This window comes from Streptomyces formicae (genome assembly GCF_002556545.1).
Taxonomy (GTDB): Bacteria; Actinomycetota; Actinomycetes; order Streptomycetales; family Streptomycetaceae; genus Streptomyces; species Streptomyces formicae_A.
Window position 1 is genome coordinate 3,039,544 of record NZ_CP022685.1, and the last position, 15,920, is coordinate 3,055,463.

General features: G+C 70.1%; 23 protein-coding genes. All 23 read left to right on the forward strand.

All coding sequences use genetic code 11. The features are described from left to right. Positions 1-560 precede the first annotated feature (560 nt). On the forward strand, positions 561-1,022 hold the full coding sequence (locus KY5_RS12910; protein WP_098242378.1) for a hypothetical protein: 462 nt from the start codon (positions 561-563) through the stop codon (positions 1,020-1,022). A gap of 92 nt (positions 1,023-1,114) precedes the next feature. Beyond that, on the forward strand, positions 1,115-1,297 hold the full coding sequence (locus KY5_RS12915) for a hypothetical protein (protein ID WP_098242379.1): 183 nt from the start codon (positions 1,115-1,117) through the stop codon (positions 1,295-1,297). Between the two features lie 79 nt (positions 1,298-1,376). Beyond that, positions 1,377-1,553, forward strand: coding sequence for a hypothetical protein (locus KY5_RS41765; RefSeq protein WP_159072519.1), 177 nt, complete (start codon positions 1,377-1,379; stop codon positions 1,551-1,553). After that, entirely contained in the window at positions 1,553-1,723 is a 171-nt protein-coding gene (locus KY5_RS12920; protein WP_098242380.1) for a pRL2-8, read from the forward strand. The genes KY5_RS41765 and KY5_RS12920 overlap by 1 nt, the downstream gene beginning before the upstream one ends. A gap of 96 nt (positions 1,724-1,819) precedes the next feature. Beyond that, positions 1,820-2,593, forward strand: a complete 774-nt coding sequence (locus tag KY5_RS12925) for a DUF4097 family beta strand repeat-containing protein (RefSeq protein WP_098242381.1) — start codon at positions 1,820-1,822, stop codon at positions 2,591-2,593. A 97-nt stretch (positions 2,594-2,690) separates the two neighbouring features. Further along, positions 2,691-2,984 carry a hypothetical protein gene (locus KY5_RS12930; RefSeq protein WP_098242382.1) on the forward strand — a complete coding sequence of 98 codons (294 nt, stop codon included), beginning with the start codon at positions 2,691-2,693 and terminating at the stop codon, positions 2,982-2,984. Then, positions 2,981-3,184 (forward strand): hypothetical protein, encoded by a 204-nt coding sequence (locus KY5_RS12935; RefSeq protein WP_098242383.1) that lies wholly within the window; start codon positions 2,981-2,983, stop codon positions 3,182-3,184. The genes KY5_RS12930 and KY5_RS12935 overlap by 4 nt, the downstream gene beginning before the upstream one ends. Then, on the forward strand, positions 3,181-4,167 hold the full coding sequence (locus KY5_RS12940) for a DUF2637 domain-containing protein (RefSeq protein WP_098242384.1): 987 nt from the start codon (positions 3,181-3,183) through the stop codon (positions 4,165-4,167). Before KY5_RS12935 ends, KY5_RS12940 begins: the two co-directional genes overlap by 4 nt. Beyond that, positions 4,164-4,496: a hypothetical protein gene (locus tag KY5_RS12945; RefSeq protein WP_098242385.1), complete on the forward strand. Its 333-nt coding sequence runs from the start codon at positions 4,164-4,166 to the stop codon at positions 4,494-4,496. The genes KY5_RS12940 and KY5_RS12945 overlap by 4 nt, the downstream gene beginning before the upstream one ends. 28 nt (positions 4,497-4,524) lie before the next feature. Beyond that, complete coding sequence (locus KY5_RS12950) at positions 4,525-6,012, forward strand: DNA cytosine methyltransferase (protein WP_098242386.1); 1,488 nt, start codon at positions 4,525-4,527, stop codon at positions 6,010-6,012. 141 nt (positions 6,013-6,153) lie between these two features. Continuing rightward, the gene (locus KY5_RS12955) at positions 6,154-8,412 is read left to right on the forward strand and encodes a cell division protein FtsK (RefSeq protein WP_098242387.1); all 2,259 of its coding nucleotides are present in this window, start codon (positions 6,154-6,156) and stop codon (positions 8,410-8,412) included. 141 nt (positions 8,413-8,553) lie between these two features. Beyond that, positions 8,554-8,805 carry a hypothetical protein gene (locus KY5_RS12960; protein ID WP_098242388.1) on the forward strand — a complete coding sequence of 84 codons (252 nt, stop codon included), beginning with the start codon at positions 8,554-8,556 and terminating at the stop codon, positions 8,803-8,805. A gap of 53 nt (positions 8,806-8,858) precedes the next feature. Continuing rightward, positions 8,859-9,071, forward strand: a complete 213-nt coding sequence (locus KY5_RS12965; protein WP_098242389.1) for a hypothetical protein — start codon at positions 8,859-8,861, stop codon at positions 9,069-9,071. A 130-nt stretch (positions 9,072-9,201) separates the two neighbouring features. Then, positions 9,202-9,396: a hypothetical protein gene (locus KY5_RS12970; RefSeq protein WP_098242390.1), complete on the forward strand. Its 195-nt coding sequence runs from the start codon at positions 9,202-9,204 to the stop codon at positions 9,394-9,396. Positions 9,397-9,407: 11 nt separating this feature from the next. Next, positions 9,408-10,013: a hypothetical protein gene (locus KY5_RS12975; RefSeq protein ID WP_098242391.1), complete on the forward strand. Its 606-nt coding sequence runs from the start codon at positions 9,408-9,410 to the stop codon at positions 10,011-10,013. Positions 10,014-10,017: 4 nt separating this feature from the next. Further along, a complete protein-coding gene (locus KY5_RS12980; protein WP_098242392.1) occupies positions 10,018-10,218 on the forward strand; it encodes a hypothetical protein in 201 nt (66 codons plus the stop codon). Further along, positions 10,215-10,550: a hypothetical protein gene (locus KY5_RS12985; RefSeq protein ID WP_199843054.1), complete on the forward strand. Its 336-nt coding sequence runs from the start codon at positions 10,215-10,217 to the stop codon at positions 10,548-10,550. The genes KY5_RS12980 and KY5_RS12985 overlap by 4 nt, the downstream gene beginning before the upstream one ends. Next, positions 10,550-10,861: a hypothetical protein gene (locus tag KY5_RS12990; protein ID WP_098242393.1), complete on the forward strand. Its 312-nt coding sequence runs from the start codon at positions 10,550-10,552 to the stop codon at positions 10,859-10,861. Before KY5_RS12985 ends, KY5_RS12990 begins: the two co-directional genes overlap by 1 nt. A 12-nt stretch (positions 10,862-10,873) precedes the next feature. After that, complete coding sequence (locus KY5_RS12995) at positions 10,874-11,380, forward strand: single-stranded DNA-binding protein (protein WP_098242394.1); 507 nt, start codon at positions 10,874-10,876, stop codon at positions 11,378-11,380. Positions 11,381-11,467: 87 nt separating this feature from the next. After that, a complete protein-coding gene (locus KY5_RS13000) occupies positions 11,468-12,382 on the forward strand; it encodes a DNA primase (protein ID WP_199843055.1) in 915 nt (304 codons plus the stop codon). 118 nt (positions 12,383-12,500) lie between these two features. Further along, complete coding sequence (locus tag KY5_RS13005) at positions 12,501-14,048, forward strand: YfjI family protein (protein WP_098242395.1); 1,548 nt, start codon at positions 12,501-12,503, stop codon at positions 14,046-14,048. A gap of 365 nt (positions 14,049-14,413) precedes the next feature. Then, positions 14,414-14,602 carry a helix-turn-helix domain-containing protein gene (locus tag KY5_RS13010; protein WP_098242396.1) on the forward strand — a complete coding sequence of 63 codons (189 nt, stop codon included), beginning with the start codon at positions 14,414-14,416 and terminating at the stop codon, positions 14,600-14,602. A 78-nt stretch (positions 14,603-14,680) separates the two neighbouring features. Beyond that, entirely contained in the window at positions 14,681-15,907 is a 1,227-nt protein-coding gene (locus KY5_RS13015) for a tyrosine-type recombinase/integrase (protein ID WP_098242397.1), read from the forward strand. The last annotated feature ends 13 nt before the right edge of the window (positions 15,908-15,920 follow it).

A 15,920-nucleotide genomic window follows, 5' to 3' on the forward strand; every position in this document is an offset into this window, starting at 1 on the left:
CCCCTGACTGGGACGACTTGGGACGACTTCACCGTAGCGAAGTCGTCCACAAGTCGTACATGTGCGAGGTCGATCGTCTTCGATCGCCAGGCCAGTCTGTAGGCACATCGAGGCGAGCGACTCGCAGAACCCCAAACGGCCATAGGGCTTGACGGCGCGAACCTCGCTCTGCATGATGAGGAACACGTAATACATGTTCCTCATCTCGACAGTGCCCGCCTGTACCGGCGGAGCCGCACGAACCGCAGTACCCGCACCAGTCGGAAGACCCGGGAAGGCGACGTCGTCGCACGCCGACGGGCTGGGAGCGGAACCGCTTTGAGAACTCAACAGAGTGCCGACCCAGCCGCCTGATCACGGGTGGTCGATGGGTTGGAGGTCAGTCCGCCTCACCTCGGCAAGCAAGAGGGCGGACGCGCACGGGTTCTGTCCCCGTGTGCGGCACAGCGCACTTCAAAGTCTTCGCGGCTCATACGCTGCGACCGATTGCCTCCGCGGCTCGTCTCGCACGAGCCGCGCAGAGGGGAGTCGGAAGTTCCCTCTACTGCCTGGGAGTTCACATGACCGCCACGCTTATCGCGGTGCTCGGCACGCTCGCCGGTGCCGTCGTCGCCGGGTTCATGCAGTACCTGACCACCGCCCGCACCGCGCAGAAGGCCACCGCCGAACAGCGCAGGCAGGCTCTGGCGGCCGCGGTTCCCGCACTGCTTACCGCGCTGGCTCGCCACCGCGAACAGCAGTACCTGAAGCTCGTGGCCCGCCGTGAGGCGCAGGCCGACACTGCCGAAGCGCGTCAGGCCCGCTACGCGGCCCGGACCGCCGTCACCAGCGCCATGGACACCCTCTACATGACCACGCAGGACAGCGAACTCCTCGCGGCCGCGCAGGAAGCGGTGGACGCCGCGATGGCGCTGGGAGACGCGGCGGAGAGCGAGTTGGACGCGGCGGGTCTGCGGGCCCGTCAGGCGCACACCGCGCTGCGCACCGCCGGTGCCCGCGGCATCTACGTCCCCGCCGCCTGAATGCCCTGATCAGCCCCGGAACCCACGCCGCGAGGGCGCCGATCGACTCGGGCCCGGGGCGCGACCGAATCCCCCAAACCGAGAGGACTCCCATGAGCAAGTACAAGGTCACGCTCAGCGTGGCGGTCGACGGACTGCCCGGGACCGTGACGGCGGACGTGATTGCGTCCACGCCGGAGCACGCTCGAGACACCCTCGCCAACGACTCGCGAATCGGCGGGAGCGGCTTCGTCGTCGACCGCTGTGACTACACCGCCGAGCAGATCGACGACTGACGGCTGCCCAATCCGCCCGTCTCGCACGGGCGGTGAGGGGAACCGCTCAGCGTTCCAACCTGACCGAAGGGAGCCCGTCATGGGTCTGTTCAACCGTAGCGATCTGTCCGACGACGATCTGGCGCAGAGCATGCAGCTGGAGTCGGAGATGGCGGCGGACGCGCACCTGCTGGGCAATCACCAGCGTGAGGATGCGGCGCACGCCAGCCTCAACGAGAACCTCGATGAGGCGGAGCAGCGCGGCTGGTCCCGCTGATGAAGCCTCCACCCCCGGGGCAGTGCCGCCAGTGCTGGTCGCACGCCTACGACAAGAGCATCCACCGCCGCCTTGCTCCTGATCAGGAGTGCGCGGGGTGCCTGGATCACGCGTACAACGGCTGCCCGCCCGAAGGCCGGGTGCCCAAGAAGGAGTCCATCTGGTGGTGATCGCCGCGCTGCTCATCGCCACCGTCTGAGGCCCGCCTCCGGGGCGCCGGTCCCGCTTCGCAGTCCTTCTCCTCTTCCTCCTTCCTGGAGTTCGTCATGGCTGAACGCACCTTCGTCTCCGCGACGTCCGGTCCGGTCGTGCTGGGGTTGTCCCTGCCGGTCGGTCACGTGCACGTCCACGTCGGCACTCAATTCGGCAAGGCCCGCGTCTACCTGGAAACCGACGACAGCACCGGCCCCGCCGCGGACGCGGTGCGCGGGGCCCGCACCGAGCAGAACGGGCAAGCCTTCGGCATCGAGGTCCCGGAGATGCCCGGCAACGTGATGACGCAGAGCGTCCGCGGTCACCGCGTCGTGCAGAGCATGGGCACCGTGTACGGGTCGGTCACCGGCGTGAGCATCGTCAACGGTCGTGTCATCAGCGGGAGTTCGCAGGGCATGGCCACGGTCAGTCCGATCACGGCGAACGTGTTCCTGCCCGCCGGGTCCTCCCTGGCGTTCGTCACCACCTCCGGCGATGCCAAGGTCTTCGGCTATGTCGACGCGCTGGAGTTCCGGTCCGTCTCCGGCGATCTGCACGCCGATGGGGTGCAGACGCTCACGGCCCGCACCACGTCGGGGGATGTGGTGGTGGGCCGGGCCACCGGCACGGTCACCGCGCAGAGCGTCTCCGGCGACATCGACATCAACCTGTACGACGGTCGCCAAGCCGAACTGCACACCACCTCCGGCGACATCGAAGTGAAGGCCACCCCCGCCGCGTCCGGCTCTCTGGGCGCGCACAGCGTCTCGGGGAATGTCCGCTTGTTCGGCACCGGCCACCTGCGGGTGGGCGCGGACAGCCTCTCCGGCCGGGTCCGCAGGAACTGAACCTGCCGCCCCTCTCCGGGCCGGGCCCGGGTGCCGTCTCGCCAAAGCCTGCACCTCGCCCGGCCCCTTCTCCCGTCCCTCCCCATCAGGAGTCCTCATGCGTAGCTACGTCGGCGGCCAGGTGGCCGTCACCAGTACTGATTTCGTCGAACTCGCCCTGGGCACGCCGCTTGAGCTGTGGCTGGGGGTGGAGGGCGAAAGCGAGATGGAGCGCGCGGCCCGTCTGGACGCGGCCCGCGACATCCTCGCGGAGAACCCGCACCTGCCCGACGACGCGGTCCGCATCGCCGCCGAAGCGATCGAGGCGCACGCGCCGGAACTCTTCAACGTCGTACCCCTGTCCCCGGCGACGCCCCGTCGCGAGCGGGTCCGCAAGGGGGCGGCGGCATGAAGGATCAGCTCTCCCCGCAGGGCTGGCCCCTGGTGCTCATCGTGGTCGGCTCGCTCATCATGGTGGGCGCCACCGTTCTCACGTTCGCCACCGGTGAGCCGCTGTGGCGGTACGCGATCACCGGGGGCGGCCTCGCCCACTTCGCCGGATGGCTGCTCGATGAGCGTCGGCTGCGCCCTGTGGGGGGCGGTGCCCGATGACCGCCCTCGCCACCACCGAGCGTTCCGCAGTCCCGCCGCTGACGCGGCCGGAGTTGGGGCTGGCCGGGATCGGCGCCGCGGCTGCGGCCGGGGTCGGCTCGCTCGGCTTCATCGCCTCGTTCGATGCCGTATCGGCTGCCGCGCTGCGCTGGGGGTTCGCCTCGCCGTGGATGCTGCCGGTCGGTATCGACGTGGCCATCCCGGTGTTCACCGTCGCCAACCTCCTGCTGATCCGGATGGACATGGCGCTGGCCTGGGTCCGGTTCGTGCCCTGGGTCCTCACCCTGATCACGTGCGGGCTGAACGTGGCGGCCGGGCACAGCCTGTGGGCGAAGATCGCGCACGGCACCATGCCGCTGCTGTGGGTGGTTTTTTCCGAGATCGGCGCACACATCTACGCCGTACGGATCGGCGCGGTGACCGGACGCCGGATGGACAAGATCCGGGCAAGTCGCTGGCTGCTCGCCCCGGTCACGACGTTCGCGCTGTGGCGGCGCATGACGCTGTGGGAGATCACCTCCTACGCCGATGCGCTCACCCGTGAGCGGGAGCGGCAGTTGGCCCGCGCGGACCTGCGCGAGCGGCACGGTCGCCGCTGGCGCTCGAAGACACCACGGCGCGCCCGCGTCCTGCTCCGTCTTGGCGAACTCGCCCCCGCCGACGAGGAAGAGCGGCAGGACGAGCAGGTGACGCCGAACGACGAGCAGACCGACCCGAACCGGCGGCGCAAGGCCGCGTCCGGCGCGCGCCGCCGCACGGGCAAGAGCCCGCGCCGCGGCCCGGACACCCTGCTCGCCGAGGCCCGGACGCTGACGGCGGCCTGGAGTGATGAGGGGGTCGACAACGCGGAGGCGCTGCGCAAGGCCCTGCGCTGCGGCGCCAAGCCCGCCCGGCAGATCCGCGACCTGCTGACCGCCGAGCGCGCCAAGAAGGCACTGCACGCCGTCGACACCACCAACACCGGTGAGGGGGTGGCGGCATGAGCGAGCCCCTGACCGGCACCGCCACCTGGCGTCCGGTGATGGTGGCGGCGGGCTTCCGCTGCCAGTGCACCGGGGCGTGCGGCAACCCGCACGCCAAGGGCGGCGGGCGCTGCCCGCGCGAGCACGACCACTACACCAGCAAGCACCACGGGCGCCGGATTCGGCTCATCGCCGCCCCCACCGACCCGCTCGCCACCCCGGTGGCGGCCGCCGCGCTGCCCGCCACGGACCTGGTGGCGTGGTGCCCGAAGTGCCACGCCGCCGCCGCCCGCGCCGCGCGCAAGCAGGCGGCCCCGGCTGTCGAGGCGTCGGGCCTGTTCGAGCTGTGACCACCACGGAGTTGTATGGGAGTTGGGCATGAGCCTGACGTTCACCGATCTGTTCTGCGGCGCGGGCGGCTCTTCCACGGGCCTGGTCGCCGCCGGGTATGACCTCAAGCTCGCCGCGAACCACTGGCAGCGGGCGATCGAGACGCACGCGGCCAACCACCCGGACGCCGATCACCTGATCGCCGACATCAACAACTACGACATGCGGCGCCTGCCCAAGACGGACGTGCTGTGGGCCTCGCCGATCTGCACCGAGATCTCCCCGGCGGGCGGACGTAAGCGCACCCATGGCCAGCTCGCCTTCGACCTGGAAGAACACGGCCACGTCGCGGACGCGGCGTGGGAGCGGACCCGGGCGACCGCCTACGACGTCATCCGGGCCACCGAAGTGCACCGCTACCGGGCGGTGCTGTGCGAGAACGTCCTGGAGTTCGTCGTCGACTGGGAGCTGTTCGACTGGTGGCGCAAGGGCATGGAACTGCTCGGCTACCGCTCCCAGATCGTGTCGGTGTCCTCCGCGCACGTGGGCGGGCCCGACAACCCGGCCGCTCCCCAGTGGCGCGACCGGATCTATGTGGTGTTCACCCGCACCGACGTCCCCGAGCCCGACCTGCGGCCCACCCCGCTCGCCTGGTGCCCCGAGTGCGGGCAGGACGTGGCGGCCGTGCAGTCGTGGCGCAACGGCCGCCGGGTGGGCAAGTACAAACAGCAATACGACTACCGCTGCCCCCGCGCCGCGTGCCGTCACGCGCTCGTGGAACCCTACGTACGCCCGGCCGCCTCCATCATCGACTGGACGAACCTGGGGGTGCGGATCGGGGACCGGGCCGCGCACAAGCTGCGCCCGCTCGCCGCGAACACCGTCAAGCGGATCCGCGCCGGCCTGTCCCTGCTCGGTCAGCAGCGCATGGTGCTCACCGTCAACCACGGCGGCCACGACGGGCGGGCCACGCCCGCCGACGCCGCGCCGCTCGCCGCCCGCACGGTGAGAATCGGCGACGCGGTCCTGGTCCCGGCGGGCGGCACCTGGAACACCACCTCCACCACGACCAGTGAGCCGATGCGGACCCGGCTGGCCAACCCCAAGGGCTTCGAGGCCCTCCTCACCCCGCCGCAGGCCGATGACTCGTTCATCGTCACCCTGCGCCGCAACGCCACCGCCCGCCCGGTCACCGCCCCGGTGGACACCGTCACCGGACAGGGGCGCCATCACTGGCTGGTCATCCCCTACCGCAACGCGGCCACCAAGTCGGCTGCCGAGCCCCTGCACACCCTGGGCACGGTCGACTCCGCCGCACTGCTCGGTCCCGCGCCCGCGCTGGAGGACTGCCACTACCGGATGATCCAGCCCCGCGAACAGCTCCTCGCACAGCGCTTCCCCGACACCTACGTCGTCCACGGCAACAAGGGCGAACAGACCATGCAGGCCGGGAACGCCGTCTCCTGCAACGTCGCCCAATGGGTCGGCCAACGGGTCGCCGACGCCCTCGCCCGTACCGCAGCCAACGCCGCCTAGGCAAGAGCGGCAAGGGCTACAGGTTGTAGCACTTGCCCCTTCCCGAGCGGTTCATCCTCAGCACACGGGCCCGGCCGTCCACCTCTCACAGCACACGGCCGGGCCCGCCATCCCTCACACCCGAAGTGGAAGGGCTCACCAGTGAAGCACCCCGACGACAAGGAATTCTTCGACTGGCTCGAAGGCGAGATGCCCCCCGACCCCGACGCCGACCCGAACGGCACGGTGGTCGACATGGAGTCGGCCCGCGCCGCCCGGTCCGGGTCGCCCGATCCGAACCCCGACTCGGGAACCGACTCCGACGCCGACTCGGTCGGGGCCGAGTCGGCCGACCCCAACGCGTCCGTACCGGAGGCGGAGTCGGGCGACCCGGACACGACGGTGATGGTCGACCAGGCGGCCCGCGCGGTCGGCCCCGGCTACCTGGGTCGCCTCGTGGGCGCCAAGCGTCTGGACGTCATCCCGATCTGGCTGCGCTCGTGGGCGGAGCTGAAGACCGCGACTGGGTGGGTGGCCCGGCACTACGCGCATGCCGCCGGGTATCACGCGCTGCGCTCCCCGGTCTACGTCCTGCGCCTGGCCCTTCAGGCCCCCACCGGGGCGGCCAGGTTCGTCGGCACGACTCTGCGGTGGGTCGCCGACCGCGAGGGTGAGCCGGTGCGCCTGGCCGCCGTGCGGCACGAGGACGCGGCCGAGTACCTGACGCTGTCGCGCCAGCGGGACCGGCGCGTGCGACTGCGCGTGCTGATCAGTGTGGTCGGCCTGTTCGTCGGGCTCACCACGGCACTGGCGATGTACGTGCTGGCCCCCTACTGGCTTCAGGCCCTCTCCGTGTCGGCGCTGGTGATGGCGCTCGGGTTCAACGGCCGTCGCGCGGACGTTCCGGTCATCCACCGGGCGGTGGAGATGCCCAAGGCGGTCAAGCTGACCAGTGACATCGTGCTGCGGGCGCTCGGCTCGCTGGGGATCCCCGCCATCAACCAGGCCCAGGGCAAGGGCCGGGACGGCTTCGAGTTCACCGCCCCGATCACCCGGGACGGACCCGGCTGGCGCGCGGAGGGCAACCTCCCCTACGGCGTGACCGTCACCGACGTCATCGAGCGCCGTGACCGGCTCGCCTCCGGTCTGCGCCGCCCGCTGGGCTGCGTGTGGCCCGAAGCGGTGCCCGATGAGCACACCGGGCGCCTGGTGCTGTGGGTCGGGGATCAGGACATGTCCAAGGCCAAGAAGCCCGCCTGGCCGCTGGCCAAGTCGGGCACGGTCGACCTGTTCAAGCCCGCCGCCTACGGCACCGACCAGCGCGGCCGCTGGGTCGACCTCACCCTCATGTACGTCGCCGGGGTCATCGGGGCGATCCCCCGGATGGGCAAGACGTTCCTGCTGCGGCTGCTGATGCTCATCGCCGCCCTGGACCCGCGCGCCGAGCTGCACACCTACGACATGAAGGGCACCGGCGACCTGGACCCGGTCGGCAACGCCGTCTCCCACCGCCACGGCGCGGGGGATGACGACGAGGTCATCGAGTACGCCATCTGCGACTTCCGCGCGCTGCGCGATGAGTTGCGCCGTCGCACCAAGGTGATCCGCTCGCTGCCCCGGGACATCTGCCCCGAGTCGAAGGTGACCAGCGACCTGGCCTCCAAGCGCTCCCTGGGTCTGCACCCGATCGTGATCGGCGTGGATGAGTGCCAGGTGCTCTTCGAGCACGACAAGTACGGCAAGGAGTTCGAGGAGATCGCCACCGACCTGGTCAAGCGCGGTCCCGCCACCGGGATCGTGCTGCTCCTCGCCACCCAGCGTCCCGACGCGAAGTCGCTGCCCACCGGGATCAGCGCGAACGCGTCACTGCGGATGTGCCTGAAGGTCATGGGCCAGACCGAGAACGACATGGTGCTCGGCACGTCCTCCTACAAGCGCGGGGTGCGGGCGACCATGTTCGCCTGGGGCGACAAGGGCATCCACTACCTCATCGGGGAGGGCTCGGACGCCCGGATCGTCGGCTCGGTCTACGTCGATGGCACCGCCGCCGAGCGCATCGCCGCCCGTGCCCGCGCCGCCCGCGAGAAGGCAGGTCTGCTCTCCGGCTACGCGCTCGGGGAGGAACCCGAGCAGACCACGGCGACGTATGACCTGCTCGCCGACGTCGCCGCCGTCGTGCCGGAGAAGGAAGAGCGGGTGTGGAACGAGCGGATCGCCGCCCGGCTCGCCGAACTGCGCCCCGAGGTCTACGAGGGCTGGAAGAGCGAAAACGTCACCAGCGCACTCAAGCCCCACGGCATCCGGGCCCGCGACGTGGCCGGAACAACCGACGAGGGAAGCCGCACCACCCGACGCGGCATCGTCCGCGCCGATCTCCTCAAGGCAATCACGGAGCGTAGCGAAAGGCCCGGCGCCGCATAGCCCGCCACCGCTGCTACCGGTAGCACCCACCCCTGCTACCGGTAGCACCCCCGCTAGCACACAAAACCCACCCTGAACTGCCCGCTAGTAGATAGCACCCCACCTGCACAAACCCCTGAAACCCGCCCGGGAGGGCCCGTGATGCCCCCTGCCCTGCTCGCTATCGCCTCCCTTCTCGCCGTCACGTTCTGTTACAGCATGTGGTGTGTGGTCTCGCCGTTCGGGACCTGCCGCAAGTGCCGCGGCTTCGGCCATCTGACCCGGACCGACCGCAAGGGCCGCCCCAAGCGCGGCAAGCCGTGCCGACGCTGCCACACCGTCGGCAAGCGCATCCGGGTCGGCCGCCACCTCTACAACCGGCTCTCGCGCACCTACCGCGACGGCACCCGCTGACCCGGCGCCACCACCCCCTTGTCCCGGTCCAACTCTGTGGAGGAGTACGCCTGATGGCGCTCACCGACAACGACCCCTACAACGCCCGCGAGGGCGCCCGCATCATCCTGCTCGCCGCCCGCGCCGCCCGCCGCGATGCGCGCGGCAAGTCCAACAAGGCCGTGCTGGCCAAGGCCGCCCGGATCCGCGAACTCGCGCAGGAGCGGGAGAACGCCAAAGCCGCCGCCCGCATCGATGCCCGCAAGAAGCGGCACGGCGGCCGCTGATGGCCCGCGTCCTGCGCCTGGCCGCCCTGGCGGTCCTGCTCGGCATCGCCGCCGCCACCTGCCCCGCAGACGGCGAGACGGCACCCGCCCCCGAGCCCACTACCCAACTCCCGGAAGGGAGGCGTCCGTCATGGCCCTGACCCTGTCCCTGGTCGTGCTCTTCGGTGTCCTGCTCGCCCTGCTCCTGCGCTTCAAGGCCCTGGGCGCCGGGGCCGCGCTCATCGCGGTGCTGTTCGGCTTCTACCTCTCCGGCACCGGCGCCCGTACCACCGTCAACGACCTGATGAGCGCCGTCGTCACCGCCGTGCAGAACGCCGGAAGTTAGGAGGCGCGGCCATGCATGACCAGATCATCGCCCGGCACTGGCTCGCCCACATCGCCCCCAAGGCCGCCCCCGTCATCGCGACCTCCACCGTGCTGATCCTGGCCCGCATCTGGAACGCGAACGGCGCCGAACACTCCGTCGGCAACGCCGTGCTGATGGCCGCGCTCGCCCTGGCCGCCGCCGCGGCCGGGGCCTGCGCCTCCGTGGGCCGGGCCGGAGACCCCGTCATCGCCGGGACCGCGTTCGCCGCCTCCGGCGCGCTCGCCTTCACCGGCGTCGCCGGATACACCGACGGTCTGCCCCTGCCGCTCCTGCTGTGGGTGCTGGCCACCACCGCCGCCTACGGGCTCGCCGCCCGCTACTGGCGCACCGAGCGCCACGACCGCCTCGCCCACGAACGCCACACCGGCCAGCGGCGCGAGGAACACGCCCACCTGGAACGGGTGGAGGCCCTCCGCGCCGGAGCCCAGATCGAATCCGCCCGCGCCGGAGCCCACTACGCCGAACAGCTCGCCACCGCGATGCTCACCCGCGCCGCCCTGCCCGGCTACGACCCCCGCGCCCTCACGGATGCGGGCCTGCCCCAACTCCCCGCCAGCCAGACCAGCAAGGAGTAACGCCATGCCCTGCCGCGACTGCGCCGGACACCACCCGGTCAAGCTCGCCGACTACCCCGCAGGCAACCCCCGCGCCTCCCTCGATGCCGCGCACCGCGCCACCGAAGCGCGCGGCGAGACCCTCGCACCCGTCCACGTCCACTACGACGCCGTCCACGACACCTTCGCCGTCATCCGCACCGACATCTTGGAGGTGAGCGCGTGAGCGCCGCCCTGTGGCCCGTCGTGGCCCGCATCACCGCCGCCCTGGACAAGGCGAACGGCCGGACCGAGCACGAACTCTCCATGCGTCTGCTCAAGGTCAGCGAGGAAGCCGGAGAAGCCGCAGCCGCTTACATCGGCGCCACCGGCCAGAACCCCCGCAAGGGCATCACTCACACCCCCGGCGACGTCGCGCAGGAACTCGCCGACGTCATCATCGCCGCCGCCGTCGCCCTCCACTCGATCACTGACCACGGCCCGGCCGTGCTGGACGCCAAGCTGCACGCCGCCGCCCGCCGCCTCACCCTCCCCACCACGCCGAAGGAGGGACGTTGATGTCCCAGCCCCTCGCCCCCATCAAGTACCTGCAGTGGGACGGCACGTCCTGCGCGGGACGCCCCCTGGCCGTCAGGGCGGCGCTGTCGCAGATCCGTCAGGCCGTCCGGCAGCCGAACACGGTCGTGGACTCACTCCAGATCCACACCGTCACCGACCGGACCGGCGCCGAACTCCAGGTGATCTACGTCCACTGGGCTTCCGGCTTCTGGAGCAACGCCGGCGACCTGACCGAGATCTACGAAGTCCCCGCAGCCGTGCTCCGCGACTTCGCCCGCGCGTCCACCTACCCGCTCACCGTCACCGTCTGAAAGGCCCCCGACATGTCCGCAGGAGAGACCCCCCTGACCGTCGTCGGAAACCTCACCGACGACCCCGAACTCCGCTTTACCCCCAGCGGCGCGGCCATGGTCAAGTTCACCGTGGCCTCCACCCCGCGCACCTTCGACAAGGCCACCAACCAGTGGCGCGACGGGACCGCGATGTTCCTGCGCTGCACCGCCTGGCGCGACCTGGCCGAGCACATCGGCGACAGCCTCACCAAGGGGATGCGCGTCATCGTCACCGGCCGTCTGCGCCAGCACAACTGGCAGACCCCCGAGAACGAGAACCGCTCGATGCTCGGCCTCGAAGTCGACGAGATCGGGCCCTCACTGCGCTTCGCCACCGCCAAGGTCGAACGCATCCGCAGCGGCGCCCCCAACGCGTCCTCCCCGGCCGCCGACCCCTGGAACACCGGCACACCGGCCACCAGCGGATGGGGCACACCTGGCACGGCCGCGGCGGGCGCCGCTGCGGATGCGAAGTACAGCGACGAACCGCCGTTCTAGATACGCCCGGGGCGGGGTGCCGTCTCGCCAAAGCCTGCACCCCGCCCCGGATCTCCAGTCCCTCCAAGAGAGCAGGAGAACCCCAGCATGACCCACTCCACCCCGACCCGGCGAGACCGTAGCCAGCCACAGCCGACCCAGCCCCTCGCCGTCGCTCTGGCGCTCGCCTCCCGGGGCGTTCCCGTCCTGCCGCTGCGCGTGGGCAAGGCCCCCTTCAACAACTGCCCCGCCTGCGCCAAGAACGCGTGCGGCGGCCGCCCGAACATGAAGCAAGCCGGACCCTGCACCTGCCCGCACCCCTGCCACGCCTGGGCCGCCGCGACCACCAACCCCGACGTCCTCACGTCCACGGCGTGGGCGACCGCGTGGCGCCAGGCCGCCGCCGTCGCCTACCACCCGGCCGGCGTCCGCCTCACCGTCGTCGACCTCGACCACGCCGACGCGATCACCTGGGCGCACGCGCATCTGCCGCCTACCCGCACCGTGCCCACCACCCGGGGGCAGCACTGGATCTATGTGGGCACCATGCCCACCGCCCACGGGGTGCGGCCCGGCGTCGACATCAAGTCCCGCATGGCCTACGCCCGCTGGCTCGGCCCCGGCACCGGCCGCATGGCCCCCCTGCCCGACGCGGTGCGGGCCCTGGCCGTACGACAAGAGGCCAACCCGCTGCGCGCGGGCTTGGCCTCTTCCCCCAGCACCCGGGCCGCCTGGGACCGATCGGTGGCCACCGGATGCCGCCACACCGACAGCTACGTCCGCACCGGCCTGGAAAACGGACTCGCCCTGATCAGCGCGCACACCGAATCCGGCGCCGGATCGCAAACGTTCCAAGTCGCCCGCTTCACCGCCGCGCAGCACGGCCAATGCCCCGGCCCGTGCGGCCTGAACGCCCTGGGCGAGGAGATGGTGGCCGCCGCCGTCGCGGTCGGCGTACCCGAGCCCTATGCACGCCGCGCCGTCACCAACGGCATGGGCCTCGCCCCTCGGAGCGAGGCATGACGATCCGTCCTCATGCCGCCCGGCATGGCCCGACACGGGGGCCTGTGGGCTCCCCGAAGGATGCCGCCGCCGTCGCTCTTCCAGCACCCTGTTCTGACTCGCAGAAGCGGGGCACCTCATGAACACCCGGCCTGGGGACACCGATCTGTGGGTCGGGCAGAATCCCCCCGACGAACCGGCGCCCGCCGAGCCCGTGTGGGAGGAGCCGATCCCGCTCACCGCCCGGCGCGAGCTTCCAGCTTTCCCCGCGCACGTTTTCCCCGGCTGGCTGCGGCAGTTCGTGACAGCGGTCGCGCAGGAGACCCAGACGCCCGTCGATCTCGCGGGCTCCGTCGCACTGTCGGTGCTTGCCACCGCATCCGGCGGTCGTGCGGTCGTCCACGTGCGAGGCAACTGGCGCGAGCCCACCAACCTCTACGTGGTGTGCGCGCTGCCACCGGCCAACCGCAAGTCCGCAGTCTTCACCCTGCTGACCGACCCGCTCTATGAGGCGGAAGAGCGGCTCAAGTCCGCCATGGCCCCCGCCATCGTGGAAGCGGCCCTGACCGCGCGGCTGGCCAAGGAGGCAGCCGACAAGGCTGCCGCCAAGGCCGTCAATGCCGAAGGTGGCAAGCGCGAGGAACTGGTGTCTGAGGCCATCGGGCTCGCGCAGACCGCCGAATCGGTGTCCGTGCCCGTCGAACCGCTGCTCTTGGCCGACGATTCCACCTCTGAGACGGTCACCTCGCTCATCGCGGAGCAGGGCGGGCGCTTGGCGGTGATGTCGGCTGAAGGCGGGATCTTCGACATCATTGCCGGGCGCTACTCCGGCGCCCCCAACATGGAGGTCTTCCTTAAAGGCCATGCCGGAGACCGACTTCGGGTCAACCGGCAGACTCGCCGCGAGTACATCGACCACCCCGCGCTCACCATCGGCCTGGCCGTACAGCCCGACGTGCTGCGCGACATCGCCAAGGTCAAGGGATTCGACGGGCGCGGCCTTTTGGCCCGCTTCCTGTACTCGCTGCCCACTTCCCTGGTGGGACAGCGGGAGGTCATCACCGAGCCGATCCCGGCCGAAGCGGTCGCTACCTACGAGCGCAACATCGTCGCGCTCACGCTGTTTCTGGCGGAATGGACCGACCCGGCCGTCATCCAGTTGAGCCCAGAGGCAGACCAAGCACTGATCGCCTATCAGCAGCAAGTGGAGCCGCAACTTGCCGCCCGCGGCGGCGCTTTGGGGCACATCGCCAACTGGGCTGGCAAGGTCGCCGGAGCGGTTGCCCGGATGGCCGCGCTCCTGCACCTTGCCGAACACCTCGACACCGGCCACACCAAGCCGGTTCCCGAAGCCACCATGCGCGATGCGATCACGTTAGGGAAGTACTTCACCGCCCACGCGCTCGCCGTCTTCGACGTCATGGGCGCCGACCCGACCGTGGGCCGCGCCCGCGCCGTCCTTGAGGCGCTGCGCTCGGAGGGCTGGGAGGACGTCAGCCGCCGGGACCTGTTCACCAAGCTGTCCCGCAGCGAGTTCCCCAACGTCGCCGATCTCGAACCGGCCACCGCGCTGCTCGAAGAGCACGGCTACCTCCGCAGCTACCAACCCCAACGCACCGGAACCCGAGGTCGACCGCCCGCACCCCGCTACCGCATCCACCCCACCCTGCGGGAAGCCGCCGTGTGACTGCCTCAGCCGCACGACCCCCTCCGCACAAACCGCAAAATCCGCAATAACCCTCGACAGGCTCGCTGATCTGGGGCGGAGCCTCACGCCACCTCGCCGTGAGGCCCGCCGCACAATCCCGCAATATTCCGCAAAAATCAGGGGCCCGGCTCCCCGGCCCGATCCTCCGTGCTGCGCCCCTGATTTTTGCGGAATATCGCGTATTTCTGCGGGGCTATCCGGCCGACACCCGCACAACGCATCACCGCAGGTCAGCAGCCATCCGCGCAATTTCTGCGGATTTTGCGGTTTGTGCGGCGGCACTCGCTCAGAAAGTCAGCCCTGGCGGCGGCTGCGCGCTGGTCGCTCGCCACAGGAAGGACGTCATGAGGAAGTACCTGACGACTGCGGAAGTCGCCGAGCGCTACCGGACGTCGCCCGCGACGGTCCGCTACTGGCGCTACGCCGGAACTGGCCCGCAGTGCTTCATCCGGCGCGGACGACATGTCCTGTACGACGCCGAAGCGCTCGACAAGTACGACGCAGCAGAGATCGGAGGCCGATGCACAGCATGACCCGAAACAGCGCCGAACCTCACCAAAGAGCAAGTCACTACATGGCTGCCTCGGCTTGCTCTGGCGGGAGGGGAGCCGATGGCGGACGTGTATGACCGCTGGCACCTGTCCCGACCGTCAGCCGACGGCAAGCCGTGCGAAGCACACAGCACAAAAACGGCGACCGTGTACCCCAGCGCAGAGCATGGAGTCGGGAAGCGCTGGCAGGTGCGCTACCGAGATCTGTCCGGCAAGCAGTGCAAGGAGAACTTCGAGAAGAGGACGGCCGCGGAGTCCAGGGCCGCCAAGGTGAAGACCGAACTCGATGGCGGCACGTTCGTGAACCGCGAGCTTGGCAAGCAGAAGTTCAAGGCTGTCGCTGAGCGCTGGCAGGAGACGGCCGTACATCGTGAGCGGACCGACACGAACGTCGAACGGGCCCTACGACTACACATTTATCCGATGTTCGGCAACCGGCAGATCGGTAGCATCCAGCGCACTGACGGCCGGAAGTGGATCAAAGAGCGGTCCACGGTCATCGCCCCGTCGACCTTTGCGACGCCCTGGAATGTCTGCACGAGCATCCTGAAGATGGCCCACCAGGAAGGCATCATCCCGAAGTATCCCTGGGAAGGGCTGAAGCCTCCCGAAATCTTCTATCCGGAGATTCACCCACTCCACCCGGATGCCGCGAAGGCGCTGATCGTCACGGCGTCGCCCCGTTATCGGGCGCTGGTGAAGCAGGCCGCCGCCACGGGGCTTCGGCAAGGGGAGTTGTTCGGACTGGAAGACTCGGAGCCAGCCGAGGCGGTCACGGTGAAGCAGCAGATGATCGGTCCCGACAAGGGGGTGCCGTACCTCGGAGAGCCGAAGACCAAGCAGAGCTACAGGACAGTTCCGCAAGGGCGTTCTGTCATCGACGAGGTCGCGCGGCATCGCGAGCAATTCCCGCCACAGGTCGTAAGCATTGAGGATCGGACGAACCCGCGGAAACCCGTGTGGCGTCGTGTGCGGCTGCTCTACACCAGTGCGACGGGGCAGCCGATCCGACGCGGCAGTTGGTCGAAGGTGTGGGCGCGCAACATCAAGCGGGCAAACGCCTACCTGGAGAGGTCCGGCAGCAAGGTTCGCGTTCCCGAGGACACGACGCTGCACGACCTGCGGCACTTCTACGCGTCGGTGCTGATCAAGAACGGGGCGACGCCGAAGCAGGTCCAGAGGCGACTCGGTCACGCCAAGCCGTCGATCACGCTCAACGTCTACACCCATCTCTGGGAGGCAGACGTCGACGAGACGGCCGACATGATGGAGGCGGCTCTCAACTGAGTGCCCTTAAAGT